The sequence below is a fragment of the Extensimonas perlucida genome (assembly GCF_007655255.1).
GTDB classification, from domain to species: Bacteria; Pseudomonadota; Gammaproteobacteria; order Burkholderiales; family Burkholderiaceae_C; genus Extensimonas; species Extensimonas perlucida.
Window position 1 is genome coordinate 1 of record NZ_VMYE01000023.1, and the last position, 25,317, is coordinate 25,317.

Consider the following 25,317-nt stretch of genomic DNA (forward strand, 5'->3'; position numbering starts at 1 on the left):
GAGGCCACCATACCCGTTTACAAAGCGAACAGGAAAGTCAATGAAATCAACGGTCTACCCAGACCACCCCCGCGCCAGTGCTAGCTTTGCGTACCGTCACTTATTGCACTGAAAACGAGGAGACCCCCCGGTAGCGCTGCTGCTCGAAACTGCGGTCGCGGATTTCACCCAGGCGGTTGAAAAACACTGCCCTGGCCAGCGCATTGCGCGCCTCGCCCTTGTTCAGGCCGGCATGCACGCGGCGGCGCAGTTCCACGCTTTGCAGCCAGTCCAGGATGAACAGCGTGCGCTCGATGCGGCCCAGCTCGCGGAGCGCCACGGCCAGGCCGTTCTGGCGTGGGTAGCTGCCGAGCTTTCGGAGCATCAGGGAGGCCGTCACCGTGCCCTGCTTGATCGAGGTGGCCAGCCGCAGGATTTCGTCCCAATGGGCGCGGACGTGCTTGATGTTGAGCGTGCCGCCGATCATGGGTTTCAGCGCGTCATAGGCGGCGTCGCCCTTCGGGATGTAGAGCTTGGTGTCGCCCAGGTCGCGGATGCGCGGCGCGAAGCGGAAGCCCAGGAGGTGCATCAGGGCGAAGACGTGATCGGTGAAGCCCGCCGTGTCGGTGTAATGCTCCTCGATCCGCAAGTCGGACTCGTGGTACAGCAGGCCGTCGAGCACGTAGGTCGAATCGCGCACGCCGACGTTCACGACCTTGGTGTGAAATGGCGCGTACTGGTCAGAAATGTGGGTGTAGAACGTCCGCCCTGGGCTGCTCCCGTATTTCGGGTTGATGTGGCCGGTGCTCTCGGCCTTGCTGCCGGTGCGGAAGTTCTGGCCGTCCGACGATGAGGTGGTGCCGTCGCCCCAGTGCTCGGCGAAGGGATGGCGGAACTGTGCGTTGACCAGATCGGCCAGCGCCGCCCCGTAGGTTTCGTCGCGGATGTGCCAGGCTTGCAGCCAAGCCAGCTTGGCGTAGGTCGTGCCGGGGCAAGACTCCGCCATCTTGGTCAGGCCCAGGTTGATCGCGTCGGCGAGGATCGTGGTCAGCAACAGGTTCTTGTCTTTGGCCGGGTCGCCCGATTTCAGATGCGCGAAATGCCGAGTGAAGCCCGTCCATTCGTCCACCTCCAGCAGCAGTTCGGTGATCTTGACGTGCGGCAGGATCATTGCCGTCTGGTCGATCAGCGCTTGGGCGGTGTCGGGTACCGCCGCGTCGAGCGGCGTGATCTTCAAGCCTGACTCGGTGATGATGGCGTCCGGCAGCTCGTTGGCCGTCGCCATACGGTTGACGGTGGCAAGCTGTGTTTCCAGCAGCGTCAGCCGGTCGTTCAGGTACCGGTTGCAGTCGGTGGCCACGGCCAGCGGCAATTCGCTGGCCTGCTTGAGGCTGGCGAATTTCGCGGGCGGCACCAGGTAGTCCTCGAAGTCCTTGAACTGGCGCGACCCCTGCACCCAGATGTCGCCGGAACGCAACGCGTTCTTCATCTCCGACAGCGCGCACAGTTCGTAGTAGCGCCGGTCGATGCCGGTGTCGGTCATGACCAGCTTCTGCCAGCGCGGCTTGATGAACTCGGTCGGCGCGTCGGCGGGCACCTTGCGGGCGTTGTCGCTGTTCATGCCGCGCAGCACCTCGATGGCGTCGAGCACGTCCTTCGCGGCGGGAGCGGCCCGCAGCTTGAGCACGGCAAGGAATTCCGGCGCGTAGCGGCGCAGCGTGGCGTAGCTTTCGCCGATGCGGTGCAGGAAATCGAAGTCCTCGGGCTGCGCAAGCTTCTGCGCTTCGGTGACGCTCTCGGCGAAGGCATCCCAGGACATGACGGCCTCGATGGCGGCGAACGGATCGCGGCCCGCCTGCTTGGCCTCGATCAGCGCCTGGCCGATGCGGCCGAACAACCGCACCTTGGCGTTGATCGCCTTGCCGGACGCCTGGAATTGCTGCTGATGCTTGTTCTTGGCGGCGTTGAACAGCTTGCCCAGGATGCGGTCGTGCAGGTCGATGATTTCGTCGGTGACGGTGGCCATGCCCTCGATGGCAAGCGCCACCAGGGTGGCATAGCGTCGCTGCGCCTCGAACTTGGCCAGGTCGGCGGGCGTCATCTGGCCACCCTCACGGGCGATCTTGAGCAGGCGGTTCTGGTGCACCGACCGCTCGATGCCAGAAGGCAGGTCGAGCGCCTGCCACGCTTTGAGGCGTTCGATGTGTTCCAGCATGTGCCGCGAATTCGGTTTGACGGGCGATTGGCGCAGCCAGGCCAGCCAGGTCGTTTTGCCGTTGTCCCGACGCTTGAGCAGATCGTCGAGGCGGCGGCGATGCGCGTCCGACAGCGGTTCGGCCAAGGCATCGTAGATGCGCCGGTTGGCGCGGGTGATTGCTTCGGCGCTCGCCCGCTCGACGGCGTTGAGGGCAGGCAGAATGACCGACTGCTGCCGCAGGTGCTCGATCAAGGTGCTGGCCAGCACGATGCCCTTGTCGGTCTGCAAGGCCATCTCGGTCAGCAACTGGACGGCCTGCCGGTAGTGGCCCATGGTAAAGGGCTGGAAGCCGAACACCGTTTGCAGTTCGACCAGGTGCTCGCGCCGGGTCTGCTCCCGCTGCCCGTATTCGTCCCAGCTTTCGACGCTGACCTTGAGCTGGTCGGCGACCAGTTTCAACAAGGGCGGAAACGGCGGCTCATCGACGCCCAGGATGACACCAGGAAAGCGCAGGTAACAGAGCTGCACGGCGAAGCCCAGCCGGTTGGCCGGGCCGCGCCGCTGCCGGATGATGGAGAGGTCGGTTTCGCTGAACGTGTAGTGACGGATCAACTCATCCTTGGTGTCCGGCAACGCCAGCAGGCTTTCGCGCTCGGCGGCGGACAGGATTGAACGACGTGGCATATTTACTGATCCGTTCTCAAGTATTGATACAGGGTTTCGCGACTGATTCCGAATTCACGAGCCAGCTTGGTCTTTTGCTCGCCAGCCTCGACACGTTGGCGCAGTTCGGCAATACGCTCAGACGACAGGGATTTCTTCCTGCCACGGTAGGCCCCGCGCTGCTTGGCGAGCGCGATGCCCTCGCGCTGCCGCTCGCGGATCAAGGCGCGTTCGAACTCGGCGAACGCGCCCATTACCGACAGCATCAGGTTCGCCATCGGCGAGTCCTCGCCGGTGAAGGTCAAATGCTCCTTAAGGAACTCGATGCGTACGCCGCGCTGGGTGAGGCCCTGCACCAGGCGGCGCAGGTCGTCGAGGTTGCGCGCCAGACGATCCATGCTGTGCACCACGACCGTGTCGCCTTCGCGCACGAAGGCGAGCAGCCGTTCCAGTTCGGGCCGCCGTGTGTCCTTGCCCGACGCCTTGTCGGTGAACACTTTATCCACCTGGATCTGTTCGAGCTGCCGTTCTGGGTTCTGGTCGAAGCTGCTGACGCGGACGTAACCGATGCGCTGACCGTGCAAGGTATCCTCCTGAGGGAAATGTGTCAGGAAGAAATCTATGACCCTTGACGGCGCATGTCAATCAATTCGGAAGGCAACTCTATTCTGACGATTTAGCGCCGGATGGTCTGACGCCAAGTTAGGGTATGCCTCAATCTGACGGTAGCGAGTCGCAGGCGTTCGGATCGGCATCGGTTTCGTTCCCTGTCTTGGCACGCGCTTCGAAGCGTTGATAACACTCCAACCCGCAGAAGTGCTCGACGTATTCCGCGCCTTCCGGGGTGAAGGCGGCATCGAGCGGGATTTCCTTGCAGCACACGCAGCAACTGGTGGTGGTCGAGTCACTTGCATTCATGGTGGCACCCCTCCATTGACTGACGAAGACGGCGAATGCCGCCGCCGGCATTGGCTTCGCGAACAGGAAGCCTTGTCCTGTGTCGCAGTCCGCTTGTCGCAATAGATCAAGACTCGCCGATGTTTCCACGCCTTCAGCCACCACATCCATGCCCAGCCCGTGCGCAAGCTGAATCACGGTGTGCACGATGGTTTGGTCGCGGCGGTCGTTGGCGAGCCCGGCGACAAACGATTGGTCGATCTTGAGCGTGCTGATTGGGCAGCACTTCAGATGTTGCAGACAGGAATACCCCGTCCCGAAGTCATCGGCGGCGAAGCGCACACCGATCTGCCGCAAGGCGTCCAGGGCGGGGAAGATCGCCGGATCACCAAACGCGACCGATTCGGTCAGCTCGATTTCGAGATACTCGGCGGGCAACTCGGCATCAGCCAGCACGCCCTTTACCCACCCGTCGAAGTCCGGTCCCACTTGGCTCGCCGAAACATTGACGGCCAGCCGGAACGGTCGCCATGCCAGCATTCGCCAGTCACGCATCTGGCGGCAGGCTTCGCCCAGCACCCAAGCGCCGATTTCAGGCATCAGGCCGGACGATTCGACCACGGGCAGGAACTGGCCCGGTGGCAATAGTCCAAGCGTCGGATGACGCCAGCGCAACAGGGCTTCCGCGCCGACAATCCCACCACTGCGCAGATCGACGACGGGCTGGTAGTGCAGTTCAAGCTGCCCGCGCTCGACCGCTTGGGCCAGTTCCGGCGTCGTCCATCCATCCGGCCGGAAAGCGCTCATTCTCTTTCCCTGAATGCCCGCAACGCCCGCGACAGGGACAGAAGGAACAGGCCGGTCAAACCGAGCGCCGCGATGACCCAATGCTCGCCGAGGAAAGCACCGGCGGTTGTGCCGGCCAGCACGACAGCGAGGATGGGCAGGTGGCAGGGGCAAGTCAGCACAGCCAGTCCGCCCCACAGGTAGCCGGTGATCGGTTTGTGCGTCTCGGACGGCAAGCGCTCGGGGTTGTTCATGGCAGACTCTCCGCGTGCTGTGCCGGCTCGGTCGGCAGGGTGGCCAACTGCACTTCCAGATCGGCCAACGCTTCGCGCCGACGCTCGACGAACTGACGCAGCAGGGCAAGCTGCGCGGCCGCTTCGTCGCCGTCCGCCGCATCCAGCGCCCGGCACAGCCGCGCCAGCGCGTCGAGGCCGATGCCCGCCTCGAAGGCCGCCCGCACGAAGCACAGCCGTTGCAAGGCGGCGTCATCGAACAAGCCGTAGCCGCCTGGTGTGCACGCCACCGGGCGCAGCAATCCGCGCAGCAGGTAGTCGCGCACGATATGCACGCTCACCCCGGCATCAAGAGCCAGCCGGGACACCGTGTAGGCGTTCATTGAACACCTCCTTTTTCTCACCCGGCGCAGCAGGAAAGCTGCTTCACATCCTTGTTGAAGGTCTGCGCCGCGAGCTTCAACCCCTCGACCATCGTCAGGTAGGGGAACAACTGGTCGGCCAGTTCCTGCACCGTCATGCGGTTGCGAATGGCCAGAGCCGCCGTCTGGATCAGTTCACCCGCTTCCGGCGCGACCGCCTGTACGCCGATCAGCCGATGGCTGCCTTCCTCGATAACCAACTTGATGAAGCCGCGTGTGTCGAAGTTGGCGAGCGCACGCGGCACGTTGTCCAAGGTCAAGGTGCGGCTGTCGGTCTCGATCCCGTCGTGGTGGGCTTCCGCCTCGCTGTAGCCCACGGTCGCCACTTGCGGATCGGTGAACACCACGGCCGGCATTGCGGTCAGGTCGAGCGCCGCATCGCCGCCGGTCATGTTGATCGCGGCACGGGTGCCGGCCGCTGCCGCCACATAGACGAACTGCGGCTGGTCGGTGCAGTCGCCGGCCGCGTAGATGTTCGGGTTGCTCGTGCGCATGCCTTGGTCGATGGCGATGGCACCTTGCGCATTGACAGTGACCCCCGCTGCGTCCAGCGCGAGGCTGCGCGTGTTCGGTGTCCGACCGGTGGCAACCAGCAGTTTGTCGGCGCGCAATTCACCGTGCGTGGTGGTCAGCACGAATTCACCGTCCATATGGGCGACCTGGCTGGCTTGCGTGTGCTCCAGCACCTCGATGCCCTCGGCACGGAAAGCGGCTGTCACCGCCTCGCCGATGGCCGGGTCTTCACGGAAGAACAAGGTATTGCGCGCCAGGACCGTGACCTTGCTGCCCAGCCGGGCAAAGGCTTGCGCCAGCTCCAGCGCCACCACCGACGAGCCGATTACGGCAAGGCGTTCGGGAATGGTGTCGCTCGCCAGGGCCTCGGTGGAAGTCCAGTAGGGTGACTCTTTCAAGCCCGGAATCGGCGGGACCGCCGGGCTGGCACCCGTGGCGACCAGGCAGCGGTCGAACATCACGACGCGCTCGCCACCCTCGTTCAAACGGACGGTAAGGCTCTGGTCGTCCTTGAAGCGCGCCTCACCGTGCACAACGGTGATGGCCGGATTACCGCCCAGGATGCCTTCGTACTTGGCGTGCCGCAGTTCGTCGACGCGGGCCTGCTGCTGGGCCAGCAGCTTACTGCGGTCAATCGTAGGCACAGTTGCCGCAATACCGCCATCGAACGGGCTTTCCCGGCGCAGATGGGCGATGTGGGCGGCGCGGATCATGATCTTGGACGGCACACAGCCGACATTGACGCAGGTGCCGCCGATGGTGCCGCGCTCGATCAGCGTGACCTGCGCGCCTTGCTCGACGGCTTTCAGCGCCGCCGCCATCGCGGCTCCACCGCTGCCAATGACCGCTACCTGCACCGGGGGCTCGTTGCCACTGTGCTTTTCGGCGGCGGCCATCCATCCCCGCACCTTGTCGAGCAGTCCGACGCGGTTGTCCGCCAGTGGCGCATCGGCTAGCGTTGCCTTGTAGCCCAGTCCGGCCACGGCGGCAGTCAGCGCGTCCGGCGATGTGCCCGGCACGATGGCGAGTTGCGCTGTGCCCTTCGGATAGGACACCAGCGCCGACTGCACGCCTGGCACTTTTTCCAGCGCTTCCTTGACGTGCGCCGCGCACGAGTCGCAAGTCATGCCGGTGATTTTTAGATGGGTCATGCAACAGATCCTTTATCGTTTGTGGCGCCAGACAATGACGTCCGTTGTGCTGCGGTGCCGTTTTCAGTGACTCACTGCTTGACGCTGGACGGATAGCCCGCGTCTGCGGTTGCCTTGGTCAGCTTCTGCACGCTGGTCTTGGCATCGTCGAAGGTGACGACCGCTTGGCGTGTCTCGAAAGTCACGTCAACTTTGCTGACGCCTTCGACCTTGGAAATCGCCTTCTTGACAGTGATCGGGCAGGCGGAGCAGGTCATGCCCGGTACGGACAGCGTGACGGTCTGGGTGGCGGCCCAGACGGGGGCAACAACGGCGGCGAGGGCGAGGGAGGCAAACAGTTTCTTCATGGTGAACTCCGATCAGTAGAAAAATGGCATGACGTAGGGAAATCCGAGCGCGACCAGAACCAGCGCGGCCACGATCCAGAAAATGAGCTTGTAAGTAGCTCGCACTTGGGGAATCGCGCAGACCTCACCCGGTTTGCAGGCCGCTGCCTGCCGGTAGATGCGCCGCCAGGCGAAGAACAACGCCACCAGCGCCACGCCGATAAAGATGGGGCGATAGGGTTCCAACACCGCCAAGTTGCCGATCCAAGCGCCGCTGAACCCCAAGGCGATCAGAACCAACGGCCCGAGGCAGCAAGCCGAGGCGAGGATGGCGGCAAGCCCTCCAGTGAAGAGCGCGCCGCGCCCGGTTTTTGGTTCAGACATGCGCTTGTCCTTTCGAATTGAAATTGGATAGCGTAACCTTACTTCCGTACTCATGTACGGAGTCAAGCGATATGGAAAACAATTTGGAGAACCTGACCATTGGCGTTTTCGCCAAGGCGGCCGGGGTCAATGTGGAGACCATCCGTTTCTATCAGCGCAAGGGCTTGTTGCTGGAGCCTGACAAGCCCTATGGCAGCATCCGCCGCTATGGCGAGGCGGATGTAACGCGGGTGCGCTTCGTGAAATCAGCCCAGCGGCTGGGCTTCAGCCTGGATGAGATCGCCGAGCTGCTGCGGCTGGAGGATGGCACCCATTGCGAGGAAGCCAGCAGTCTGGCCGAGCACAAGCTCAAGGACGTGCGCGAGAAAATGGCTGACCTGGCGCGCATGGAGGCCGTGCTGTCTGAGTTGGTGTGCGCCTGCCATGCGCGAAGGGGGAACGTTTCCTGCCCGCTGATCGCGTCACTACAGGGTGGAGCAAGCTTGGCAGGTTCGGCTATGCCTTAGCGTGCTTTATTTTCCGTTTTCTGAGACGACCCCTGCCTCGCCGGAAGTGGCGATGCTCGAGAAAAAAAGCCGCCTCGATCTCGGGCGGCTCCAGGGGAGGGCAGGGGGGCGATCACCGCTTGCAATGCACCAGGTCGTCGTTCACCCACGCACTTTCGACCAGGCCGTTTTCGCGCAGCTCGTCGCACGCTTCGCCTACCTGCTCGCGCCACTTCTTCGGCCGGGTGGAATCCGAGCCGCACATCAGCCGGAACGTCTCCAGCTTGAGCGGGTACGGCTCCTTGTGGGTGGCGAAGTAGTCGAACATGCGCCGCGCGGTGGGCGACAGCTTGCGGTACTTCTCCCACACGAATTTCGTGTAGTGGTCGCCGGCGAACAGCACCACGATTTCGGCGTCGATCTCGACCTGGCAGCGCGACGTGCGCTTGCCGCGATCCAGGACGCGGAAGCGCCGGATCAGCGACACCGATTCGAGCCGGCCGATGCGTTGGGATGAGAACTGCATGGCCGACGCCTGGAGCCGCGTCAGGCATTCCTCGGCCCTTGTGTAGTACCGACCGTTGATTGACCAGTCCAAGTCCTGGCAAAGCTCGTAGAACGTGAAGGAAACCGGCTCTCCGAGCGCGGTGCGCTTCGCGTACTCCAGCACCTGGGCGAATACCAGCTCGTCGTCGTCGGCGCGCAGCTCGATCCCGGTGTAGGTGATCTCCACGTCTTTGTTGACGTGGTAGATCGACTGGCCTTGCAGCGCGGCGCGCGGCACCTTCTTGTTGCGGACGGTGAAGATCGCCGACCGCCCGAAGTCGTTGGGCAGTGCCCGCATGTGATCCGGCCAGGGAGCCAGGTCGAACAGCGAGAGCTGCATGTCCTTGATCTGCTGCTTCGTGTGCTTGAGCAAGGCCGTCTGCTTGGCCTCGCTGACCTTCTCGGCCAGCTCACCGCCGGCCGTTCGCTTCTTGGTCGCCATCGCACTACTCCGTTTGTCCTGGGCCAGCGCGCCGATCTGCTCGGCCATCTTGTTCACGGCGGTGCGCGGTTCGGGCGGCAGGCCCATCGTGCGCGCAAGCTCGGCCGATTCCTGCGCCATGCGCTCGGATCGCTCGACGGCGGCACTTGCCGGCGTCGGTAGCTTCGGCGGCAAAGCCGCCTCGTTGTCGCCGGCCGTGGCCGGCAGCTCGAAGAGGGAACCGGCGGGGCGGAAGGCCCCGCCGGCGCTGCCCGAGTCCCTGCGAGCGGCGGCGGTACGGGCGGCAAGGTCGGTGGCGTCGGCTTCGCTAAGCCCGCCCTCGATGAGCTTGCGCCTGTATTCCTGCTCGTTGAACTCGTTCTGCATCTAATCTCCCTCCTAGCATACTGCCCGGCCGTGGCCGGGCCTGGCCTTACTGGCCGCCGCCTGGCGCTTTGGTGTCCAGGTATTCGATTTCCTCGGCGATGAAATCGAAGCCGTATTCGGTCTTGCCGTCCTTCTCGTACTTCGTCGGCTCGATGCGGCCCTGGACGAACACCTTGGAGCCTTTGCCCAGGTACTTGCCCGCGTTCTCGGCCAGGCCGCCGAACGACTTGATGCGGAAGAAGTCCGTCTGCTCCTGCTTCGCACCGGCTGCGTTGCGCCACACGCGATTGACAGCCAGGTCGAAAACGGCGCGGGCGCTGTTTTCGCTATGGCGAACGTCGGTATCGCGGGTAAGATTACCGATAAACTGGAACAGGTTGTGGCTCATTCGTCATGCTCCTTTCGCTAATGGAGTCGTCAGTTTAGCTAAACCTGCGTCCGTGGTCAAGAACTTTAGCGGCTAAAATTTTCTGCCGCCCGCACCGAGAAGGCATACGGGCCTTGTACAACTACATCTTCTTCACGAACGTGCTCCGGCTGCTCGATGAGCGGCACATGACGAAAAAGGAGCTATCGGACAGGTCGGGGGTTTCGATCTCCTTCCTGTCCGATCTCACTACTGGCAAAGCCAACCCCTCCCTAAAGGTGATGGAGGACATTGCGCAGGCCCTTGAAACTCCCCTGCCGCTCCTGCTTGAATCGACCGACCTGGACAAAGAAGCCCTTGACACCCTGGCCGGCGGCAAGGCACCCCGAAGCCTGCCGCCAGGCTTCGAGCGCGTGGCGGCCGTGCTGCCAGAACACCAGGCGTTCATCGTCAAGAAGTGGGGCGAAGCGACAAGGAAGAAACTTAGAGGGAGTTGACGCCAGGATGTGAGAAGGGAAGGGAAGCGGCGCGGAACTGAGCCACAAGAGCCAGCCAAGTTTTAGCCGCTAAAGCCCGCCGGGGTGGCTCAACCCCCGGACAACCCATAACGCAAACGCCACGGGTTCGGCGCGAGGGCGCACGGAGCATGCGCCGCGTTGTCGCCTCTTTCGCCCCTGCAATCCGCGATGCAACGTCGCGGCCGAAGTCACCCTTGTGCGCTTCGGTGTTGCGGTCGAAATTAGTTCGGTATATCGTATGAACCTGTGTAGAATGCGCGAAACGCAACGGCATACAGGGCATACGGAATGACCGACCAGAAACCAGAACACAACAGCATCAAGGAACGGGCGAAGAAGAAGCTCGAACGCGACATGGGGCCGGAGCTGCTGGCCGCCCTCAACGATCCCAAGACCGTTGAAATCATGCTCAACGCGGACGGCAAGCTCTGGCTCGAACGCCTGGGCGAGCCGATGAAGTGCATCGGCACGCTGCGCGTCGCGCAGGCGCAAGCCATCATCGAAACCATCGCGGGCTACCACGGCAAGGAAGTCACGCGCTCCAAGCCGATCCTGGAAGGCGAGCTGCCCCTTGATGGCAGTCGCTTCGCCGGCCAGCTCCCGCCGGTTGTGCCCGCACCCACCTTCGCCATTCGGAAGAAGGCCGTCGCCATCTTCACGCTCGATCAGTACGTCGAACGCGGAATCATGACCGCGCCGCAGCGCGAGGCATTGATTGCAGCGGTGCGCGCGCACCGGAACATCCTTGTGATCGGCGGCACCGGCTCGGGCAAGACCACGCTGGTGAACGCGATCATCAACGAGATGGTGATTCAAGACCCGACCGAGCGGGTTTTCATCATCGAGGACACCGGCGAAATCCAGTGCGCCGCCGAGAACTACGTCCAGTACCACACCAGCATCGACGTGAACATGACGGCGCTGCTGAAAACCACCCTCCGCATGCGCCCCGACCGAATCCTGGTCGGCGAGGTGCGCGGCCCCGAAGCCCTTGATCTGTTGATGGCCTGGAACACCGGGCACGAAGGAGGTGCTGCAACCCTGCACGCAAACAACGCCAAAGCTGGATTGGATCGGCTCGCCATGCTCATCAGCATGCACCCCGATTCCCCGAAACCCATTGAACCGCTTATCGGCGAGGCGGTTCACGTGGTTGTTCATATCGCCCGCGTCGAAGGCTCGCGGCGCATCCAGGAAATCTTGGAGGTTTCCGGGTTCGCCAACGGCCAGTACATCACCAAAACCCTCTGACTAGGAGTTACGACCAATGCAAGCAACCTTCCCGGCATTCCGCCTCAACCGCAACGCCCTGTTCTACATGGGCCTCTTCGCCCTCCTGGCGTTCTTCCTGCTGGCCCCCCAGCACGCATTCGCCTCCGAGGGCACCGGCGGCTCTCTGCCGTATGAGAGCTGGCTGACCAACCTCCGCAACTCCGTCACCGGCCCGGTGGCCTTCGCGCTGTCGATCATCGGCATCGTGGTCGCCGGCGGCATCCTGATCTTCGGCGGCGAACTCAACGGCTTCTTCCGCACGTTGATCTTCATCGTCCTGGTCATGGCCCTGCTGGTCGGCGCGCAGAACATGATGAGCACGTTCTTCGGCCGTGGCGCGGAAATCGCCGCCCTGACCGATGGCGCGCTGCACCAGGTCAAGGTCGCCGCGCTGGACGTGGCCGGCTTCCCCGGCGAAGCCGTCATGCGCTGGGCCGAGCGCGGCCACATCGCGGGGTAAGTCATGGCTCTGCGCGCGATCCCCATCCGTAGGGCCGGCAACCGAGAAAACCTGTTCATGGGCGGGGATCGTGAGCTGGTGATGTTCTCGGGCCTGCTGGCCGGCGCGCTGATTTTCAGCGCCCAAGAAGTGAGGGCAACGGTGTTCGGCATCGCCTTGTGGTTCGGCGCGCTCTTCGCGCTGCGCCTCATGGCGAAGGCCGATCCGAAGCTGCGACACGTGTACCTGCGGCACCGCCGGTACAAGCCGTACTACCCGGCTCGCAGCACGCCCTTCCGTGACAACACGCCGAGTCAAGGGAAGCAATACAAATGATCGAAGCAATCGCAATTGCCATTGCTGTGCTCGGTGCGGTTCTGTTGCTCATCCTCTTTGCCCGCATCCGGGCTGTCGATGCCGAGCTGAAGCTCAAGAAGCATCGCGCCAAGGATGCCGGCCTGGCCGATCTGCTCAATTACGCCGCCGTGGTCGATGACGGCGTGATCGTGGGCAAGAACGGCTCCTTTATGGCCGCCTGGCTGTACAAGGGTGATGACAACGCCAGCAGCACCGAGGAACAGCGGGAAATGGTGTCGTTCCGCATCAACCAGGCCCTGGCGGGCCTGGGGAACGGCTGGATGGTGCATGTCGATGCTGTGCGTCGGCCTGCGCCGAACTACTCGGAGCGGGGCGTGTCATCGTTCCCCGACTCCGTTTCCTTCGCCATTGACGAGGAACGCCGGCGCTTGTTCGAGGGCCTGGGCGCGATGTTCGAGGGCTACTTTGTCCTGACCGTCACGTGGTTCCCGCCAGTGCTGGCCCAGCGCAAGTTTGTCGAACTCATGTTCGATGACGATGCGGTGGCTCCCGACCATACGGCGCGCACTACGGGCCTGATTGCGCAGTTCAAGCGCGAGATCACCAGCCTGGAATCGCGCCTGTCCTCGGCGGTCAAGATGACGCGCCTGCGCGGCCAAAAAGTCGTGTCGGAAGAGGGCAGGGAAGTCACGCACGATGACTTCCTGAGCTGGTTGCAGTTCTGCGTGACGGGCCTCCATCACCCGGTCATGCTGCCCAGCAATCCGATGTACCTCGATGCGGTAATCGGCGGGCAAGAGCTGTGGGGCGGCGTCGTGCCCAAGATCGGGCGCAAGTTCATCCAGGTGGTCGCCATCGAAGGCTTCCCCTTGGAGTCAACGCCTGGGGTGCTCTCGGCCCTGGCCGAGCTGCCCAGCGAATACCGCTGGTCGAGCCGCTTCATCTTCATGGATCAGCACGAGTCCTTGAAGCACCTGGACAAGTTCCGCAAGAAGTGGAAGCAGAAGATTCGCGGCTTCTTCGATCAGGTGTTCAACACGAATACCGGCTCGATCAACCAGGACGCGGCCGCGATGGTCGGCGACGCCGAGGCGGCCATCGCCGAGGTCAACAGCGGCTTGGTGGCGGCCGGCTACTACACCAGCGTAGTCGTGCTGATGGACGAGGATCGGGAGCGCCTGGCGGCCTCCGCGCTCCTGGTCGAGAAGGCCGTCAACCGCCTGGCCTTCGCGGCCCGTATCGAGACGATCAACACGCTCGATGCGTACCTGGGCAGCTTGCCCGGCCACGGCGTCGAGAACGTGCGCCGGCCGCTCATCAACACGATGAACCTGGCCGACCTGCTGCCGACAAGCTCGATCTGGACGGGCAGCGCCACGGCTCCGTGCCCGATGTACCCGCCGCTGTCGCCGGCGCTCATGCACTGCGTGACGGTGGGCGCTACGCCGTTCCGCCTGAACCTGCACGTGCGCGACCTGGGCCACACCTTCATGTTCGGCCCGACCGGCGCAGGCAAATCGACGCACCTGGGCATCATCGCCGCGCAGCTCCGTCGCTACGCCGGCATGTCGATCTACGCCTTCGACAAGGGCATGTCGATGTACCCACTCGCGGCCGGCATCCGCGCGGCCACGAAGGGCAAGAGCGGCCTGCATTTCACGGTGGCCGCCGACGATGACCGCCTGGCGTTCTGCCCGCTCCAGTTCCTCGAAACGAAGGGGGATAGGGCCTGGGCGATGGAGTGGATCGACACCATCCTGGCGTTGAACGGCGTCAACACCACGCCGGCGCAGCGCAACGAGATCGGCAACGCGATCATGAGCATGCACGCCAGCGGCGCGCGCACGCTCTCCGAGTTCTCGGTGACGATTCAGGACGAGGCGATCCGCGAGGCCATCAAGCAGTACACGGTGGACGGCTCGATGGGCCACCTGCTCGACGCCGAAGAGGACGGCCTGTCGCTGTCCGACTTCACGGTGTTCGAGATCGAAGAGCTGATGAACCTGGGCGAGAAGTTCGCGCTGCCGGTGCTGCTCTACCTGTTCCGCCGCATCGAGCGCGCACTGAAAGGCCAGCCCTCCGTCATCATCCTGGACGAAGCCTGGTTGATGCTGGGCCACCCCGCGTTCCGCGCCAAGATCAGGGAATGGCTCAAGGTGCTGCGCAAGGCCAACTGCCTTGTGCTGATGGCGACGCAAAGCCTCTCCGACGCGGCCAACTCGGGCATCTTGGACGTGATCGTGGAATCGACCGCGACCAAGATTTTCCTGCCTAACGTCTACGCCAGGGATGAGGACACATCGGCGCTCTATCGCCGTATGGGCCTCAACGCGCGTCAGATCGAAATCCTGGCGACTGCCATTCCGAAGCGTCAGTACTACTACGTCTCGGAGAACGGCCGCCGTCTCTATGACCTTGCCCTGGGGCCGATGGCCCTGGCCTTCGTCGGTGCGTCCGACAAGGAATCGGTCGCCACCATCAAGAGCCTCGAAGCCAAGTTCGGCCACGAATGGGTGCATGAGTGGCTGGCCGGCCGTGGGCTGAATCTCAACGACTACCTGGAGGCCGCATGAGCATCGCCGACACCCTCAAGGGCTTGATCTTCAAGAAGCCCGCCAACTCCGCCGAGCCGCGCGATCCGCGCCGCTCGAAGGAACCGCTCGCCGGCGGCCGCCGTGCGGGCGAGGCCGAGAACCCCTACCTGGCCGCGCGCCGCACCTGGAACGATCACGTGGGCGGCGTCGTCTCGCAGCGCCAAACCTGGCAGGTGATCGGCATCCTGTCGCTGTTGATCGCGCTGGCCGGCGTGGGTGGCGTGATCCACATCGGCAGCCAGTCGAAGTTCATCCCCTACGTGGTCGAGGTGGACAAGCTGGGCCAGACGGTGGCCGCCGGCCCGGTGCAGGCCGCAGGGAAGGCCGATCCGCGTGTCATCCACGCCGCCGTTGCGGACTGGATGAGCTGCGCGCGCATGGTGTCGCCTGACGTGGCCTTGCAGCGCAAGTGCGTGTTCAAGGCGTACTCGATGCTCGCCCCCAACGATCCGGCGACGCCAAAGATGAACGAGTGGTTGAACGGCACGCCCGATTCCAGCCCGTTCAAGCGCGCCGAGAAGGAAATGGTCAGCGTCGAGATCAAGACCGTCATCCCGCAAACGCCCGACACCTGGCAAGTCGAGTGGGTGGAAACCACGCGCGACCGCCAAGGCACGCTGAAAGGTCAGCCCGTCACCTGGCGCGCGCTCGTGACTACCTACATCGCCGAGGTCACGCCCAACACCACCGATGAGCAACTGCGGAACAACCCGTTGAGCATCTACGTGCGTGATTACTCCTGGTCCCGCATCCAATGAATTCGAGGTCATCCACCATGAAGAAAACCCTCTCCGCTTTGATCGTGGGCGCTGCTGTGGCGGTGCCCTCCCTGGCTCTGGCCGCCCCTGGCGACGACATTGCCGACAAGTATTTCAACAAGACCAACCCGACGCTGACCGCTCAAGAGCGCGCGGCGCTCGCCATCGCCAAACGGTGGGAAGCGGGGTCGGCGACGGGCATCAAGCCGGTGGCCGGCTCGGGCGGTGCCATCAAGTTCGTGTACGGCGCGCAGCAGCCGAGCATCGTTTGCGCGGTGCTCCAGGTGTGCGACGTGGCCTTGCAGCCCGGCGAACAAGTGAACTCGATCAACCTGGGCGACACGGCCAGGTGGACGGTGGAACCGGCCATCACCGGCAGCGGCGCGACCGAGGTTCAGCACCTCATCATCAAGCCGATGGACGTGGGCCTCGAAACCAGCCTGGTTGTGACCACGAACCGCCGCAGCTACCACTTCCGCCTGCGCTCGCATCGCACCGAGTACATGCCGCAAGTCTCGTTCACGTACCCCGAGGAAGCGCAAGCCAAGTGGGACGCGATCCAGCGCCGCGAGAAGCAGGAACGCACCGACAACACCCTGCCGGCGACGGGCGAGTACCTGGGCGATCTCTCGTTCGACTATGAGCTGTCCGGGTCGGCGAGCTGGAAGCCTGTGCGCGTCTACAACGATGGCCGCAAGACCATCATCGAAATGCCCGGCACGATGCAGCAGACCGAAGCGCCGACGCTCCTGGTCGTGCGCAAAGAGGGCGGCTTGTTCACCGACGACGAAACGGTGCTGGTCAATTACCGCGTGCAGGGCAATCGCTACATCGTGGACACGGTGTTTGACCGCGCGATCCTGATTGCCGGTGTTGGCAGTAGCCAAGACCGCGTGACCATCAGCCGGAGGAAGTGACCATGCGCAAGATCGTCTCTCTCGCGCTGCTCGCCCTCGCCCTGGGCCTCGGCGGCTGCGCAACCACCAGCCAGTACGGCAACTTCGTCCAGTCGGCCGCGCTCGATCAGCAGAAGCTCGCCACCGACGCGGTGCAGCAGCTCGCCACGCTGTACGCGCCGGCGCGCACGCGCCTGGAGCTGCAACAGCCGACGCCCGATCCGTTCGGCCAGGCGCTCGTCAAGTCGCTGCGCGACAAGGGCTATGCCCTCCTGGAGTACGCCCCGGCCGGCGCTTCCACGCAGGCCCCGGCCTCGGCGGCATCGCAGGCGAGCGCACCGGCCACCACGGCCGCGTCGGGCGGCCTGCCGTTGCGCTACGTGCTCGACCAGGCTGGCGACTCGAACCTGTACCGCCTGACCTTGATGGTCGGCAATCAATCCATCACCCGCCCTTACCTGGCGCAAAACGGCACGTTCGCGCCGGCCGGGTACTGGGTGCGCAAGGAGTGACGCCATGACAGAAAACGCCGATCAGATGGCACCTGACGCTTCGCCTGGCGAAGTGTCCAAGAAGGCGGGCGTCCGTCGCGTCAACAACATGCCCATGTACATCCTCGGCGGCGTCCTGCTGTCGTTCGTGCTGGTCATGGCCCTGGTCGCGGCGGATCGCGCGGCCAAGCAGAACGCGCCGGCGGACGGCCCCAAGGAGAAGGCCGGCAACACGTCGATGTTCGCCAAGGAGATCGCAGGCGACAAGACCGGCGGCTTGATCGAGCCGGCAAGCCCGCTCAAGGTGCCCGACATGCCGACCGGCCCGGCGTCGGCTCCGCTGGAGATCGCGCGGCCGTCCAACCCGGACGCGCCGCCGGCCCCGCCGGCCAACCCCGGCAACCCGGGCCAGCCGGTGAACGACGACGAGGCCCAGCGCATCCGCATGGCGAAGATGCAGATGTTCGGCGAAGCCGTGAAGGCCAAGACCACCGTGCGCGTGGATGCCCCGCGTAGCAACGGCTCCGCGCCGGGTGGCCCGAGCACCTACACCGGCACGCCGCAGACGCGCGATGAAATGCTGAACCGCATCGCAGCGGTGCAGCAGCAAATCGACGCGCAGCGCAGCAACGATCCGACCGCCGCCTATCAAGCACGCCTGGCGCAGATTCGCGGCATGGGCGTCGGTGGTGGCGGCGCGGCTCCGGCCGCCGGCGGCATGGGCGCGGGCGGTGCGCCGCAGCTCCTGCAAACCTCGACCAGCGGCGGCGGGCGCAACAGCATGGCGCAGTTCGGCCAAGGTGGGCAGGGCGACCGCTGGAAGCTGGATTCGCAGCCGGAAGCGCCGCGCACACCGTTCGAGCTGCGCGCGGGCTTCGTCGTGCCGGCCACGCTCATTTCGGGCATCAACTCCGATCTGCCGGGCCAAATCATGGCCCAGGTCGCGCAGGACGTGTACGACACACCGACCGGCAAGCACCTGTTGATCCCGCAGGGATCGCGCCTCGTCGGCTCGTATTCGAGCGACGTGGCCTACGGCCAAGCGCGCGTGCTGGTTGCGTGGCAACGCATCGTGTTCCCCGATGGCAAGGCGATGGACATTGGCGCGATGCCAGGCGCGGACAGCGCGGGATACGCGGGCTTCCACGACCAGGTGAACAACCACTATGTGCGCCTGTTCGGCTCGGCCTTCCTCATGTCCGGCGTGACAGCAGGCATCACCTACAGCCAACGCCAGAACCAGGCCACAAACACCTATGGCGCACCGAGCGCCAGCAGTGCCCTAAGCGAAGCCCTCGGCCAGCAGCTCGGCCAGGTTACGGCGCAACTCATCGCCAAGAACCTGAGCATTTCGCCGACGCTGGAAATTCGGCCGGGGTATCGCTTCAACGTCGTGGTCACGAAGGACATGACGTTTTCCAAGCCGTACCGTTCCTTCGATTACTAACGCCATAGGAGAAAAGCACCATGAAGCCGAAGTTTTTAGCCGCTAAATTGGCCCTCGTCATTGCTGTTTCGAGCACGCTGGCTGTCGTTTTCAGAAGACGGCTGCACTGAACGTCAGAAGCCGACTGCACTATAGCAGCGGAGGGGTTGGATCCATCAGGCAACGACGGGCTGCTGCCGGCCATCAGCGGACGCAGGGAGGACTTTCCGCAACCGGCCGTTCGATGCGGCACCGATGGCCTTCGCGCAGGGGTAGTGAATCCGCCAGGATTGACTTGCGCTGCCCTACCTCTCACTAGTGAGGGGCGGCAGCGCATCAAGCGGTGAGCGCACTCCGGCACCGCCAACTTTCAGCACATGCGTGTAAATCATCGTCGTAGAGACGTCGGAATGGCCGAGCAGATCCTGCACGGTTCGAATGTCGTAACCGCTGCGGAGCAAGGCCGTCGCGAACGAGTGGCGGAGGGTGTGCGGTGTGGCGGGCTTCGTGATGCCTGCTTGTTCTACGGCACGTTTGAAGGCGCGCTGAAAGGTCTGGTCATACATGTGATGGCGACGCACGACACCGCTCCGTGGATCGGTCGAATGCGTGTGCTGCGCAAAAACCCAGAACCACGGCCAGGAATGCCCGGCGCGCGGATACTTCCGCTCAAGGGCGTCGGGAAGCGCAACGCCGCTGCGGCCCTCGGCCTGGTCCTTCAGCCACCATGCCCGTGCACGCGACAGCTGCTCGCGCAGGCTGGGTGCCAAGCTCTCGGGTAACATCAAGGCCCGATCCTTGGAGCCCTTGCCCTCCCGCACGATGATCGTGCCGTGATCGAAATCCAGATCCTTGACCCGCAGTTGCAAACCCTCACTGATCCGCATGCCCGTTCCATACAGAAGCTGGGCGAACAAACGATGCTCGCCTTCCAGAAAACCGAGGATGCGAACCACTTCATCCGGGGTCAGCACCACCGGCAAGCGCCGCGACGGCCGAGGTCTTCCGATCTCCTGAAGCCAGGGCAGATCCGTGCACAGCACCTTGCCGTAGAAGAACAGCAAGGCCGCCAATGCCTGACGATGCGTGGAGACCGAAACCTTGCGCTCGTTCGCCAGCCAGGACAGAAATGCCTCGACTTCGCTGCTGCCCAAGGTTGCCGGGTGACGCACACCGTGGAAACGGATGAAGGCACGAACCCAGTGGACATAAGCCTGTTCGGTTCGTAAGCTGTAACCCCCTCTGTCAGGATAGATGTCGCGTCACTTGAATCACTTTAATCCATCCGGGGGCGGAGCAAAGACGCGCAGTGAATCAGTACCCAGCAGAACGCAAGGAAGCCATTCTTCGGCAAATGATGCCACCGGAGAACAGGCCGGTATCGGCCCTGGCGAAGGAGAGCGGCATCTCGGAACAGACACTTTATACTTGGCGACGAAATCTACAGTCTCAGGGAGTGCCGGTGCCGGGAAATGGAAAGAATGCGGTCGTGTGGTCGTCGGCCGACAAGTTTGGCGTGGTGCTGGAAACGGCACACATGAACGAGGCGGAACTGGCTCAATACTGTCGTGGCAAAGGCTTGTTCGTCGAGCAGGTTGCCGAATGGCGCGAGGCCTGCCAGCAGGCCAATGAAGCGCCGGCCGAGCGCAACCGCGAGCTGCGCGAGCAAAGCAAAAGTGACCGCAAAGAAATCAAGCAGTTGAAGAAGGATTTGCAGCGCAAAGAGAAGGCACTGGCAGAAGCAGCGGCGCTGATCATTCTCAGAAAAAAAGCCCAGGCGATCTGGGGGGAGCCCGAGGACGATTGATCGGCACTCCAGATCGCCAGCAGGTGATTGCATTGGTTGAAGAAGCCGTCGACGGCGGGTGTCGGCGTGCACAGGCCTGTAGCGCCTTGGAGATCAGCCTTCGCACCTATCAGCGCTGGATGCGCGACGGTGACGGCGATAAGGGCCAGGTTGACGGACGAAAAGGCAGCCGCCGCGTGGCGCCGGCCAACAAGCTGAGCGAAGACGAGCGCCAGCGAATTCTGGAGGTTGCCAACAGCCCTGAATTTGCCAGCAGTCCGCCTAGTCAGATCGTGCCGACCTTGGCTGATCGAGGCGAGTACTTGGCATCAGAATCGACTGTCTACCGGATCTTGAAAGACGAGAAGCAGCAGCATCACCGCGGCCGCGCAAAGAAGCCAAGCACAAGGGTCGTCACGAGCCACTGCGCAACCGAGCCGAACCGCTTGTGGGCGTGGGACATTACGTGGTTGCCGACCGGAGTGCGGGGCTTGTATTTTTACTGGTACATGGTGCTTGACGTCTACAGCCGCAAGATCGTCGGGCACGAAGTGAATGTCGCTGAGTCGGCGGAAATGGCATCGCTGCTGATGCACAAAGCCAGCTTGGCCGAGGGACTGGCCGGGCGTGAGGTGGTGCTCCACTCGGACAATGGCAGTTCGATGAAAGGCTCCACAATGTTGGCGACGTTAGAAAAGCTGGGGATCATGCCGTCGTTCAGCAGGCCTCGTGTGAGTAACGACAATGCCTACGCCGAGTCACTGTTCCGGACCTGCAAATACCGGCCGAACTATCCGAGCAAGCCGTTTGAAAGTATCGAAAAGGCGCGGCAATGGACGCTGTCATTTGTGCAGTGGTACAACCATCAGCACAAGCACAGCGGCCTGAAATTTGTGACGCCTGCGCAGCGCCATGACGGCAGGGACGCGGCGATCCTGAACCACCGCAAGCAGATCTACGAGGCTGCGAAGCAACGCCATCCGGAGCGCTGGAGTGGGGCTACTCGGGACTGGGAATTGAATGATGAAGTCTGGCTGAATCCGGAACGGAAACCGCCAGAGCAATTAAAAAAAGCCGCATGACTTGACGCGACATCTTTGTTGACAACTACCGGTAATGCAAGTAGCGTATGCGCTCACGCAACTGGTCCAGAACCTTGACCGAACGCAGCGGTGGTAACGGCGCAGTGGCGGTTTTCATGGCTTGTTATGACTGTTTTTTTGTACAGTCTATGCCTCGGGCATCCAAGCAGCAAGCGCGTTACGCCGTGGGTCGATGTTTGATGTTATGGAGCAGCAACGATGTTACGCAGCAGGGCAGTCGCCCTAAAACAAAGTTCGGCGCACGAGGGGCCACGGTCAAGGTTGACGCTACCGATGAACACGCAGCCGTCGTGCGGCTGTTCAGCCATGTGGTGAATGGGCAGAGAGCAAGTTGTGTAGGATTGACCGTTGCCGTACAGTCGCCGCGATGCTCAGCCAGTTTAGGCCCGTGTCGGCACGACTGGACGTTGTAAAGTTTTTTTATCGACAAGGAGGAAGAAGCATGAAATTTCAGCGATTGACCTCGGTACTAGTGTTCGTACTCGCCGGCAGCCTGTTTCTGACTGCATCCGTTGCCCCGGCCGGGCCGAAGGAGGACGTTGCCGCCGCGACCATGAAATGGGCCCAGACTTTTGGACAAAACGATCCTGACAAAGTTGTTCCTCTCTATGCCACTGATGGAGTTCTCTGGGGAACTATCTCTCCTACCGTGCGAGCGGATCGAGCGGCGTTGCGCGACTACTTCGTCACGGCATTCAAGGTCTTGCCCGGTCTCAAGGTCACATTCGGCGAGCAATTGATCCGCGTTTATGGCGGCACCGCTGTCAACACCGGCTACTACACGTTCTCGTATAACAAGGACGGCGAAGCCAAGACGCTGCCAGCGCGTTACAGCTTCACATTCGTGAAAGAGGGCGAGAACTGGATAATCGTGGACCATCACTCATCGGCGATGCCCGCCCCTCCTCGGTAGGCACACGCCTAGGGCCGGAGGGCCATGCTCGAACAGGATCGCGGATGACCTGGGATATGGCCGACAAGCGAACTTTTCGAGCCCCGCCGAACTTTAAATGCAGCGGACCGCCTTCGGCGGCCGCTGATTATCGACGTTGAACGACAGCTTTCCCAAAAGCTCTACGGCTGCTCTGGGTCGACACCGGTAATCGGATCGTTGCCGCACTGAACAGCGCCCCGTTCCAGGTCGCCTCCATTTATGCGGCTGAACCGAGGGAGAGCAGCTTTACGCCGTCTGGCCGCAGTTCGCCCTTGGGCGACACGTGCCGGTAGAGCGTCTGCCGGGTAATCCCGAGTTCTTCGCAGAGATCGCCCACCTTGGTTTCCGGTTGCCCCATGCTGGCCATCGCCAGGCGTAGCTTGGCGGCGGTCATCTTGAAGGGGCGCCCCCCTTTCCTGCCGCGAGCGCGCGCCGAGATAAGTCCAGCGACTGTTCGCTCGGAAATCAACTCACGCTCGAACTCGGCCAGCGCGGCAAAAATACCGAACACAAGCTTGCCGGCGGCAGTCGTCGTGTCGACCGCCGCACCGTGACCGGTCAGGACCTTCAGGCCCACGCTACGCGCAGTTAGGTCGTGCACGGTGTTGATCAGGTGGCGCAGATCACGGCCAAGCCGATCGAGCTTCCACACGATCAGCGTGTCCCCTTCACGAAGCGCCTTCAGGCAAGCAGCCAACCCTGGGCGATCATCGCGCCTGCCCGAGGCCAGATCCTCGTAAAGGTGCGCAAGGCTCACACCAGCGGCGATGAGCGCATCGCGTTGCAAATTGGTGGACTGGGATCCGTCCGCCTTCGATACCCGCATGTAGCCGATCAGCACCTTTTCACCCGTCACGTATACGTTCGATTATGTGACAGTGTGAGCCGGAAAATTCTGGCCGTCAAAATTTGTCACTTAACCCGTCATTCTGTCTAAGACATGCAAAGGGTCCATCAGGCTCGTAATGTGACAGAAATTCCGGGGGGATGCCTTCCTTTGCAAAGGTGGCTCGCAACTGTTCCAGGGAAGCTGGGTCGCGCCGACCATAGGAAGCCAAGGCGAACAGCGAGCGCGCCGTCTCGGGGTTGTGCCGCGCTTCAATGATCGCCTCACTGATAGCTTGGACCGCCCGTTGCCAGTGATTGACGGGTTCGGGCTTCGGCGCTTTCGCCGGCAGACCACTGGTGAACCCGGTTTGGGGCTCGGACCAGAACAGCTTTGCATGCTCGCCTGGCGGGCTTATATCCCTCACCTCAATCAAGCTGATTGCCGCTGCCGCTGCCTCCAGCATCTGCAACCGTACTGCCGGGTTCAGGGTTTCATACGGTCGCCACAGACTTTGCCCAGCACGCAGCGGATGCCCGCAGCCTTGCCAGACTTGGCGGAGATACCCCGCGTAGGTTCCGCACGCCGAAAGCGGGGTGTTCAGCTCATCGAGCAGCGTGCGTAGCAGCCGAAACCACAATCCAGCGTGGATGCGTCGGCGCGGCAGCTCCACATGGCCGGTCGTCAGTGCCTGCCAGGTACGCCGGTCCATCACTGCAATCGGGTCGCTGGCGGTGCGCGGCGCAGTGTCGGCGTTCTCCCAGCCGAGAAACCGCCCAGGCACGCCCCAATAGGATTCCAGCCAGCAGCCATGCAGCGGGCAGCTCAGCATCAAGGGCAGCTTCCATGCAAGCAGTACGGCTTGGTTTGCCGGGTCGTTCAGACAGAGCGGACAGGCGCGATGTATCGGCTGGCTGGGCAGCCAGGCACGCCAGCTCGTGATGGATCGCGTCCTACGGCGGAGTTTCGGCAGCAGCACCGAGAGCTGGAACGCATAGGTTTCCAATGCATCTGGAATCTGATCATCAAGACTGTCCAGTAGCCAAGGCACCCAGCCGGCGAAACTCATGCAACGCAGCCGATCCGGCTCGATGCCGCTCCGCAGGGAGAGCATCTCCAGCAGCGCCAGTGGTGGCGCGGTGTCCAGGTCATCAACCTGACCGTGACCAAGATCGTGCTCCAGCAGCTCGGACACCTCCATGTGATAGCAAAGGGCCACGCGGTTGAGCCACGAAGACAAGGCTTCGCCTTCCCTGGGAGCCGGATGCAGTGGCCAGCGTGGCGCTGGCTTCACATCAGTTCCCGCTCGAATTGCCGCCGCCGCTCGCTGGGACCGGTGTAATCGGCCATGCTGAGCGTGCGATGGTTGATCGCTTCCTCGCCGCTCTCCACGGCGACGATGGCCGCCGCCATCAGCAAGTGCGCCAGTTCCCCTATGGTGCCCTCGCTGCGTGTGAGCAGGTAGCGAGCCATGTCCAGCGTGGCAATTGGGGAAGGCCGGCGCAGCGGGAGCGAAGCGGCGAAGCTGGCCAGCAGTGAGCAGCAATCGTCGTTGGCCTCCCATACCGGCAGCATCATCGGCTCGAAGCGATTTTCCAACTGGTCATCGGAGCGGATGGCTAGGTAGGCGTCGCGCGTGCCTACCCCAACCAACGGGATGCGCAGTTCGTTGCCGAGGAAGCGCAGCAGGTTGAGGAATTCCCGGCGGTTGACGCTGTTGCCGGCCAGCACGTTGTGCAGCTCGTCGATCACCAGCATGCGCACGCCGACCTTGCGCAGCAGTGCCAGAGCCAGTTGCTCCATTTCCGGCAACCGTGGGCGTGGGCGCAGCGGCGCGCCCATCGCGGCGAGCAGCGCGACGTAGAAGCGGATCACGGACGGCTCGGACGGCATCTGCACGACCAACACCGGGATGTGCTCCTGGTCGGCGTCGGAGCTGGCCGGGTGGGTGCGGCGGAACTTCTCGACGATCATCGACTTGCCATTGTTGGTCGGGCCAACCAGCAGCAGGTTGGGCATGCGTTGCTTGTTTGGCCACGCATAAAGGGCTTCCAGCCGGTTCAGCGCCTCGACTGCGCGCGGATAGCCGATCCAGCGGTCGGCGCGAAGGCGCTGGATGCGCTCGTCCGCCGGAAGACGGGCCAAGCCCTGGGCCGCCGGCAGCAGGTGGGACAGGTCGATGATGGGATATTCGTCCAC

Annotated in this window: 24 protein-coding genes and 3 pseudogenes; 12 read left to right on the top strand and 15 right to left on the bottom strand. The window is 63.1% G+C overall.

The annotated features are described in order from the left end of the window. Nucleotides 1-127: 127 nt before the first annotated feature. From FK527_RS14600 to merT, 8 genes and pseudogenes are all read right to left on the bottom strand, one after another. A pseudogene (locus tag FK527_RS14600) lies at nucleotides 128-2,860 on the bottom strand (Tn3 family transposase); the annotation flags it as partial. Nucleotides 2,861-2,862: 2 nt separating this feature from the next. Continuing rightward, nucleotides 2,863-3,423, bottom strand: a complete 561-nt coding sequence (locus FK527_RS14605; RefSeq protein ID WP_003124096.1) for a recombinase family protein — start codon at nucleotides 3,421-3,423, stop codon at nucleotides 2,863-2,865. Nucleotides 3,424-3,553: 130 nt separating this feature from the next. Further along, nucleotides 3,554-4,543: a DUF3330 domain-containing protein gene (locus FK527_RS17630; RefSeq protein ID WP_003132006.1), complete on the bottom strand. Its 990-nt coding sequence runs from the start codon at nucleotides 4,541-4,543 to the stop codon at nucleotides 3,554-3,556. Continuing rightward, on the bottom strand, nucleotides 4,540-4,776 hold the full coding sequence (gene merE / locus FK527_RS14615) for a broad-spectrum mercury transporter MerE (RefSeq protein ID WP_003132004.1): 237 nt from the start codon (nucleotides 4,774-4,776) through the stop codon (nucleotides 4,540-4,542). Before merE ends, FK527_RS17630 begins: the two co-directional genes overlap by 4 nt. After that, complete coding sequence (merD, locus tag FK527_RS14620) at nucleotides 4,773-5,138, bottom strand: mercury resistance co-regulator MerD (RefSeq protein ID WP_000995360.1); 366 nt, start codon at nucleotides 5,136-5,138, stop codon at nucleotides 4,773-4,775. The genes merE and merD overlap by 4 nt, the downstream gene beginning before the upstream one ends. Before the next feature lie 17 nt (nucleotides 5,139-5,155). Next, nucleotides 5,156-6,841 (bottom strand): mercury(II) reductase, encoded by a 1,686-nt coding sequence (gene merA / locus FK527_RS14625; protein ID WP_003158917.1) that lies wholly within the window; start codon nucleotides 6,839-6,841, stop codon nucleotides 5,156-5,158. 71 nt (nucleotides 6,842-6,912) lie between these two features. Further along, on the bottom strand, nucleotides 6,913-7,188 hold the full coding sequence (merP, locus tag FK527_RS14630; RefSeq protein WP_003131987.1) for a mercury resistance system periplasmic binding protein MerP: 276 nt from the start codon (nucleotides 7,186-7,188) through the stop codon (nucleotides 6,913-6,915). Nucleotides 7,189-7,200: 12 nt separating this feature from the next. Beyond that, on the bottom strand, nucleotides 7,201-7,551 hold the full coding sequence (gene merT, locus FK527_RS14635) for a mercuric ion transporter MerT (protein WP_003131974.1): 351 nt from the start codon (nucleotides 7,549-7,551) through the stop codon (nucleotides 7,201-7,203). A 71-nt stretch (nucleotides 7,552-7,622) separates the two neighbouring features. Here merT and FK527_RS14640 point away from each other — a divergent pair, with 71 nt between their 5' ends. Then, the gene (locus FK527_RS14640; RefSeq protein ID WP_003131969.1) at nucleotides 7,623-8,057 is read left to right on the top strand and encodes a mercury resistance transcriptional regulator MerR; all 435 of its coding nucleotides are present in this window, start codon (nucleotides 7,623-7,625) and stop codon (nucleotides 8,055-8,057) included. Between the two features lie 112 nt (nucleotides 8,058-8,169). On the opposite strand, the gene trfA is transcribed toward FK527_RS14640, so the two are convergent. Further along, a complete protein-coding gene (gene trfA / locus FK527_RS14645; RefSeq protein ID WP_011114072.1) occupies nucleotides 8,170-9,390 on the bottom strand; it encodes a plasmid replication initiator TrfA in 1,221 nt (406 codons plus the stop codon). Nucleotides 9,391-9,436: 46 nt separating this feature from the next. Beyond that, a complete protein-coding gene (locus FK527_RS14650; RefSeq protein WP_000019167.1) occupies nucleotides 9,437-9,778 on the bottom strand; it encodes a single-stranded DNA-binding protein in 342 nt (113 codons plus the stop codon). A gap of 113 nt (nucleotides 9,779-9,891) precedes the next feature. Here FK527_RS14650 and FK527_RS14655 point away from each other — a divergent pair, with 113 nt between their 5' ends. The 9 genes from FK527_RS14655 to FK527_RS14695 all read left to right on the top strand — a co-directional run bounded on the left by FK527_RS14655 (nucleotide 9,892) and on the right by FK527_RS14695 (nucleotide 18,490). After that, complete coding sequence (locus FK527_RS14655; protein ID WP_011114045.1) at nucleotides 9,892-10,254, top strand: transcriptional regulator; 363 nt, start codon at nucleotides 9,892-9,894, stop codon at nucleotides 10,252-10,254. Between the two features lie 309 nt (nucleotides 10,255-10,563). Continuing rightward, nucleotides 10,564-11,526, top strand: a complete 963-nt coding sequence (trbB, locus tag FK527_RS14660) for a P-type conjugative transfer ATPase TrbB (protein ID WP_000132020.1) — start codon at nucleotides 10,564-10,566, stop codon at nucleotides 11,524-11,526. 16 nt (nucleotides 11,527-11,542) lie between these two features. Further along, nucleotides 11,543-12,007, top strand: coding sequence for a conjugal transfer system pilin TrbC (gene trbC / locus FK527_RS14665; protein WP_011114046.1), 465 nt, complete (start codon nucleotides 11,543-11,545; stop codon nucleotides 12,005-12,007). 3 nt (nucleotides 12,008-12,010) lie between these two features. Next, nucleotides 12,011-12,322 (top strand): conjugal transfer protein TrbD, encoded by a 312-nt coding sequence (locus FK527_RS14670; RefSeq protein WP_001207961.1) that lies wholly within the window; start codon nucleotides 12,011-12,013, stop codon nucleotides 12,320-12,322. Beyond that, complete coding sequence (locus tag FK527_RS14675) at nucleotides 12,319-14,877, top strand: VirB4 family type IV secretion/conjugal transfer ATPase (RefSeq protein ID WP_011114047.1); 2,559 nt, start codon at nucleotides 12,319-12,321, stop codon at nucleotides 14,875-14,877. The genes FK527_RS14670 and FK527_RS14675 overlap by 4 nt, the downstream gene beginning before the upstream one ends. Beyond that, nucleotides 14,874-15,656, top strand: a complete 783-nt coding sequence (locus tag FK527_RS14680) for a conjugal transfer protein TrbF (protein WP_006122481.1) — start codon at nucleotides 14,874-14,876, stop codon at nucleotides 15,654-15,656. The genes FK527_RS14675 and FK527_RS14680 overlap by 4 nt, the downstream gene beginning before the upstream one ends. A 17-nt stretch (nucleotides 15,657-15,673) precedes the next feature. Continuing rightward, entirely contained in the window at nucleotides 15,674-16,573 is a 900-nt protein-coding gene (gene trbG, locus FK527_RS14685; RefSeq protein ID WP_006122480.1) for a P-type conjugative transfer protein TrbG, read from the top strand. A gap of 2 nt (nucleotides 16,574-16,575) precedes the next feature. Further along, a complete protein-coding gene (locus FK527_RS14690) occupies nucleotides 16,576-17,064 on the top strand; it encodes a conjugal transfer protein TrbH (RefSeq protein ID WP_006122479.1) in 489 nt (162 codons plus the stop codon). Between the two features lie 4 nt (nucleotides 17,065-17,068). After that, nucleotides 17,069-18,490, top strand: a complete 1,422-nt coding sequence (locus FK527_RS14695) for a TrbI/VirB10 family protein (RefSeq protein WP_011114050.1) — start codon at nucleotides 17,069-17,071, stop codon at nucleotides 18,488-18,490. Between the two features lie 284 nt (nucleotides 18,491-18,774). Here FK527_RS14695 and intI1 read toward each other — a convergent pair. After that, nucleotides 18,775-19,704 (bottom strand): annotated as a pseudogene (gene intI1, locus FK527_RS14705) (class 1 integron integrase IntI1); the annotation flags it as partial. 74 nt (nucleotides 19,705-19,778) lie between these two features. Here intI1 and FK527_RS14710 point away from each other — a divergent pair. After that, nucleotides 19,779-21,337, top strand: a protein-coding gene (locus tag FK527_RS14710) for an IS3 family transposase (protein ID WP_246072833.1) whose coding sequence is annotated in 2 segments (ribosomal slippage) — nucleotides 19,779-20,241 and nucleotides 20,241-21,337 — 1,560 coding nt in all. Because the reading frame shifts where the segments join, the coding sequence is not laid out codon by codon here. A 31-nt stretch (nucleotides 21,338-21,368) separates the two neighbouring features. Here FK527_RS14710 and FK527_RS17820 read toward each other — a convergent pair. Next, nucleotides 21,369-21,455 (bottom strand): annotated as a pseudogene (locus FK527_RS17820) (phage integrase N-terminal SAM-like domain-containing protein); the annotation flags it as partial. A gap of 345 nt (nucleotides 21,456-21,800) precedes the next feature. Here FK527_RS17820 and FK527_RS14715 point away from each other — a divergent pair. Beyond that, a complete protein-coding gene (locus tag FK527_RS14715) occupies nucleotides 21,801-22,271 on the top strand; it encodes an SgcJ/EcaC family oxidoreductase (RefSeq protein WP_186298448.1) in 471 nt (156 codons plus the stop codon). 238 nt (nucleotides 22,272-22,509) lie between these two features. Here the strand turns inward: FK527_RS14715 and FK527_RS14720 are convergent, their stop codons facing one another. The 3 genes from FK527_RS14720 to FK527_RS14730 all read right to left on the bottom strand — a co-directional run bounded on the left by FK527_RS14720 (nucleotide 22,510) and on the right by FK527_RS14730 (nucleotide 25,317). Beyond that, complete coding sequence (locus FK527_RS14720; RefSeq protein WP_152960984.1) at nucleotides 22,510-23,118, bottom strand: recombinase family protein; 609 nt, start codon at nucleotides 23,116-23,118, stop codon at nucleotides 22,510-22,512. Nucleotides 23,119-23,194: 76 nt separating this feature from the next. Then, nucleotides 23,195-24,412 (bottom strand): TniQ family protein, encoded by a 1,218-nt coding sequence (locus FK527_RS14725; protein WP_069602319.1) that lies wholly within the window; start codon nucleotides 24,410-24,412, stop codon nucleotides 23,195-23,197. Then, the gene (locus FK527_RS14730; RefSeq protein ID WP_144735300.1) at nucleotides 24,409-25,317 is read right to left on the bottom strand and encodes a TniB family NTP-binding protein; all 909 of its coding nucleotides are present in this window, start codon (nucleotides 25,315-25,317) and stop codon (nucleotides 24,409-24,411) included. Before FK527_RS14730 ends, FK527_RS14725 begins: the two co-directional genes overlap by 4 nt.

Coding starts and splice junctions, on each gene's coding strand:
- FK527_RS14680 (WP_006122481.1), top strand. CDS start 14,874: ATGAGCATCGCCGACACCCTCAAGGGCTTGATCTTCAAGAAGCCCGCC.
- FK527_RS14675 (WP_011114047.1), top strand. CDS start 12,319: ATGATCGAAGCAATCGCAATTGCCATTGCTGTGCTCGGTGCGGTTCTG.
- FK527_RS14695 (WP_011114050.1), top strand. CDS start 17,069: ATGACAGAAAACGCCGATCAGATGGCACCTGACGCTTCGCCTGGCGAA.
- trbG (WP_006122480.1), top strand. CDS start 15,674: ATGAAGAAAACCCTCTCCGCTTTGATCGTGGGCGCTGCTGTGGCGGTG.
- FK527_RS14715 (WP_186298448.1), top strand. CDS start 21,801: ATGAAATTTCAGCGATTGACCTCGGTACTAGTGTTCGTACTCGCCGGC.
- FK527_RS14720 (WP_152960984.1), bottom strand. CDS start 23,118: ATGCGGGTATCGAAGGCGGACGGATCCCAGTCCACCAATTTGCAACGC.
- trbC (WP_011114046.1), top strand. CDS start 11,543: ATGCAAGCAACCTTCCCGGCATTCCGCCTCAACCGCAACGCCCTGTTC.
- merD (WP_000995360.1), bottom strand. CDS start 5,138: ATGAACGCCTACACGGTGTCCCGGCTGGCTCTTGATGCCGGGGTGAGC.
- merT (WP_003131974.1), bottom strand. CDS start 7,551: ATGTCTGAACCAAAAACCGGGCGCGGCGCGCTCTTCACTGGAGGGCTT.
- FK527_RS14690 (WP_006122479.1), top strand. CDS start 16,576: ATGCGCAAGATCGTCTCTCTCGCGCTGCTCGCCCTCGCCCTGGGCCTC.
- FK527_RS14650 (WP_000019167.1), bottom strand. CDS start 9,778: ATGAGCCACAACCTGTTCCAGTTTATCGGTAATCTTACCCGCGATACC.
- FK527_RS17630 (WP_003132006.1), bottom strand. CDS start 4,543: ATGAGCGCTTTCCGGCCGGATGGATGGACGACGCCGGAACTGGCCCAA.
- merP (WP_003131987.1), bottom strand. CDS start 7,188: ATGAAGAAACTGTTTGCCTCCCTCGCCCTCGCCGCCGTTGTTGCCCCC.
- merE (WP_003132004.1), bottom strand. CDS start 4,776: ATGAACAACCCCGAGCGCTTGCCGTCCGAGACGCACAAACCGATCACC.
- FK527_RS14640 (WP_003131969.1), top strand. CDS start 7,623: ATGGAAAACAATTTGGAGAACCTGACCATTGGCGTTTTCGCCAAGGCG.
- trbB (WP_000132020.1), top strand. CDS start 10,564: ATGACCGACCAGAAACCAGAACACAACAGCATCAAGGAACGGGCGAAG.
- FK527_RS14670 (WP_001207961.1), top strand. CDS start 12,011: ATGGCTCTGCGCGCGATCCCCATCCGTAGGGCCGGCAACCGAGAAAAC.
- merA (WP_003158917.1), bottom strand. CDS start 6,841: ATGACCCATCTAAAAATCACCGGCATGACTTGCGACTCGTGCGCGGCG.
- trfA (WP_011114072.1), bottom strand. CDS start 9,390: ATGCAGAACGAGTTCAACGAGCAGGAATACAGGCGCAAGCTCATCGAG.